Annotated in this window: 4 protein-coding genes; 1 reads left to right on the top strand and 3 read right to left on the bottom strand. The window is 65.8% G+C overall.

The features are described from left to right. Positions 1 to 281: cytochrome b/b6 domain-containing protein (locus tag EOA24_RS31300; protein ID WP_245501895.1), on the bottom strand; the 281-nt coding region annotated here is incomplete at its 3' end. A gap of 219 nt (positions 282 to 500) precedes the next feature. Next, positions 501 to 1460 (bottom strand): LysR family transcriptional regulator, encoded by a 960-nt coding sequence (locus EOA24_RS31295; RefSeq protein ID WP_245467299.1) that lies wholly within the window; start codon positions 1458 to 1460, stop codon positions 501 to 503. Positions 1461 to 1556: 96 nt separating this feature from the next. On the opposite strand from EOA24_RS31295, the gene EOA24_RS31290 reads away from it, so the two are divergent. Then, positions 1557 to 2552 (top strand): aldo/keto reductase, encoded by a 996-nt coding sequence (locus EOA24_RS31290; protein WP_126080131.1) that lies wholly within the window; start codon positions 1557 to 1559, stop codon positions 2550 to 2552. 235 nt (positions 2553 to 2787) lie between these two features. On the opposite strand, the gene EOA24_RS31280 is transcribed toward EOA24_RS31290, so the two are convergent. Further along, the gene (locus EOA24_RS31280) at positions 2788 to 3390 is read right to left on the bottom strand and encodes a nucleotidyltransferase family protein (RefSeq protein ID WP_126080130.1); all 603 of its coding nucleotides are present in this window, start codon (positions 3388 to 3390) and stop codon (positions 2788 to 2790) included. Positions 3391 to 3482: the final 92 nt, after the last annotated feature.

Genomic DNA, 3482 nt, shown 5'->3' with positions numbered 1-3482 from the left:
CCGGAGAGCGGCAGCGCGATCTGGAAGGCATAGAGCGCGAAATGCGCCAGCGGCGCGGTCCTGCGCTCCAGCGTGCCAACCGAGCTGGGCAGTGCCGGCGCCACATTGCCGAGCCGCCAGGCGATGCGCAGGATGATCAGCCCGAGCAGCAGGAAGCCGAAGGATTTGTGCAGCTGGATCAGCTCGAAGGACGCGCGCTGGCTTGTCGTGCGCACCATGACGACGCCGAGCGCGAACTGGCCGATGAAGATGACGCCGATCAGCCAGTGCAGGACGATCATCGCCCAGCCTTAGCGGGTGGGGGTGTTGGTAAAGGGTTGCATGCGAGGCGAACGAAGCCGGCGCCGGCTTTCTTCCGGGAGCCTTACCCTCCCCACAAGGGGGCAATCGCATATGGCAGCGCCAGCCCCCTCATCCGGCCGCTTCGCGGCCACCTTCTCCCCGACGGGGAGAAGAGACTGGCGCCGACGCCGGTAATCTCCTCTCCCCCTGGGGAGAGGTCAGCCGAGCGAAGCGGAGGCTGGGTGAGGGGGAGTGCCATATGCGATAGTCCTCCCCACAAGGGGGAGGGTGCCACTCACCTTGAAGAAATCGACAAACGCCCGCAGCGCAGGGCGCATCTGCCGGCGGCTCGGATAGTAGACGAAGAAGCCGTCGAAGGACGGGCACCAGTCCTCCAGCACGCGGATCAGCCTGCCGTCGGCCAGTGGCGCCGACACATAGGGCTCGAAGACGAAGGCAAGGCCGGCGCCGTCGACCGCCGCCTGGGCGATCAGGTGGTCCTCGTCGAGGATCAGCGGTCCTTGCGCCGCGATCTCGATCTCCTCGCCGTCCTTCTCGAATTCCCAGCGGTAAAGGATGCCGCTGGAGAAACGGAAGCGGATGCAGCGGTGGTCGGCCAGCTCGCGCGGATGGCGCGGTTTCGGCATGGAGGCGAAATAGGATTGCGAGCCGACCACCGCGCCGCGGAAGTCGGATCCGATGCGCACCGCGATCATGTCGCGCTGCAGGCTTTCGCCGAGCCGCACGCCAGCGTCGAAGCCGCCTTCGACGACATCGGTGAAGCGATCCTCGATGACGATCTCCAGGACGATATCGGGATAGGCCGCGGCAAAGGCGCCGAGCCTGGGCGTCAGAGTCAGGTGTGCGGCCGTGCGTGGCACGGTGAGCCGCAGATTGCCGGCGGGCCGGTCCCGCGCCTCGACCGCCGTCTCCAGCGCCAGGTCGATCTCGGACAGCGCCGGGCGCAGCCGTTCGAGCAGCTGCGCGCCTTCTTCGGTCGGCGCGACGCTGCGCGTGCTGCGCGCCAGAAGCCGCACGCCGAGCCGCGCTTCGAGGCTCGACACCGCGTGGCTGACCGCCGAGGGCGCGATGCCGAGCTCGCGCGCGGCGCCGCGAAAGCTGGCGCATTGGGCGACCGTGGCGAGCACGGCGAGCTGCGAGAGGTTGGTGCGGTTCATTGGTCTATGTTTTAGAACAAGCCGTGCAAAGGAGAGCCGATTATCGAACGGACTGCAAGGCCCTATTTCCTGCCCATCGCAACAAGGAGATGCGTGATGAAAACCCGCAAACTCGGAACTGAACTCGAAGTCTTCCCCGTCGGGCTCGGCTGCATGGGCATGAGCTTCGCTTATGGCGGCCAGCCGGAGGCCGAGGCCATCGCCACGCTGCGCCGCGCCGTCGAAATCGGCGTGACCTTCTTCGACACGGCGGAAGTCTATGGTCCGTTCGAGAACGAAATCCTGCTCGGCAAGGCGCTGAAGCCGGTGCGCGACAAGGTGACCATCGCCACCAAATTCGGCTTCAAGATCCTCGACGAAGGCACCGGCCTCGACCGCATGGCGGGCGTCGACAGTCGCCCCGAGCACGTCAAGGCGGTGGCCGAAGCTTCGCTGAAGCGGCTCGATACCGACGTGATCGACCTCTACTACCAGCACCGCGTCGATCCCAACGTGCCGATCGAGGACACGGTCGGCGCCATGGCCGAGCTGGTGCGCGAGGGCAAGGTGAGGGCGCTGGGCCTGTCGGAGGTGAGCGGCGCGACATTGCGCCGGGCGCATGCCGTGCACCCGATCGCCGCGGTGCAAAGTGAATATTCGCTGTGGAGCCGCGATCCCGAGGACGAGGTCTTCGCCGTCTGCCGCGAGCTTGGCATCGGTTTCGTGCCCTACAGCCCGCTCGGCCGCGGCCTGCTCACCGGCACGATTGCCAAGCCCGATGTGCTCGGCGCCGGCGATTGGCGCCTCACTCTGCCGCGCTTCCAGGCCGAGGCGATGGCAGCTAACAACGCCGTCATCGCGGTGCTGGAGAAGATGGCGGCCGAAAAGGGCGTGACACCGGCGCAGCTGGCGCTCGCCTGGGTGCTGCACCAGGGCGATTTCATCGTGCCGATCCCCGGTGCAAGAAAGATCCGCCACTTGGAGCAGAATACGGCGGCGGCCGGGATTGAGTTGAGCGCGGCCGAGGTTGCGGCGATCGGCGATGCATTGTCGCCGGATAAGGTGGTCGGCAAGCGCTATACGGAGGAATTGCTGGCGCTGGTGAATGGGTAGCAGACGAAGGGCGCTTTGGCGCCCGTTGTTGAAAGGCCGGCACGAGGCCCCCCTCTCTGGCCTGCCGGCCATCTCCCCCTCAAAAGGGGGGAGATCGATGTCGCATCTGCTTTCGTCAATCACCTGCGTTGCAAGGGAGCGCCGGCATCGAAACTGCCAATCTCCCCCCTTGAGGGGGAGATGCCCGGCAGGGCAGAGAGGGGGGCCTCGCGCCGACCTATTTTATTCTGCACCCTTACCAAGGCATCACTTCAATCTCCGGCCAGCACTCCCTGGCCCTTCTCCCCTTCGCCTCATGGGTCCGCTGATTGTCCAGCGCCCGGTTCGGCGTGATGCGAAACGAAAAGATATAATCCAGCCCGAACGGCGCCACCAGCTCCAGCGCCCCGTCAGCACCGTATCGCACCCCAACCGCATGCGTCTTCGACGCAAAATAGCTCACCGACTCGCTCGAACTCGCATACCGCGGACATTCCTCACCAAACTTCACCGGATACCACAGATGCACCCTCGCCTGGTTGCGCACCTCGACCGGCAGCGGCAGCCCCTCGAAATGCGCCGCCGCGCGGCGGATCACCGTGTCCTCGGCCTCGTAGGAGAGATCGGCATCATCGAAATAGAACAGATCGACGTCCTTGATGCCGTAGCCTGGCGGCTTGCCGGTCAGATGGTTCCAGACGCTGTTGTAGAGCGCGCCGGAAGCCACCAGCCAATCCGGCAGCGCAAGCGCCCGCGCCCGCGCCAGCGTCTCGGCCAACAGCGGGTCGGCCGCGATGATGCCGAGGAAAGCCGTGCGTTGCGTTTCGAAGGGAAGGCCGGAGTAGCGGAGGTGGTCCATCGCCCTTTGGAAGGCGATTCGCCACCTTCCGGCAATCCCAAGAAAGCCTATGCCCTCAGCACGCCGCCCGTCTGCTTGTTGACGTTCTCGAC

It is taken from the genome of Mesorhizobium sp. M2A.F.Ca.ET.039.01.1.1, from assembly GCF_003998035.1.
Taxonomy (GTDB): Bacteria; Pseudomonadota; Alphaproteobacteria; order Rhizobiales; family Rhizobiaceae; genus Mesorhizobium.
This window is presented reverse-complemented; position numbering and strand designations above follow the sequence as displayed.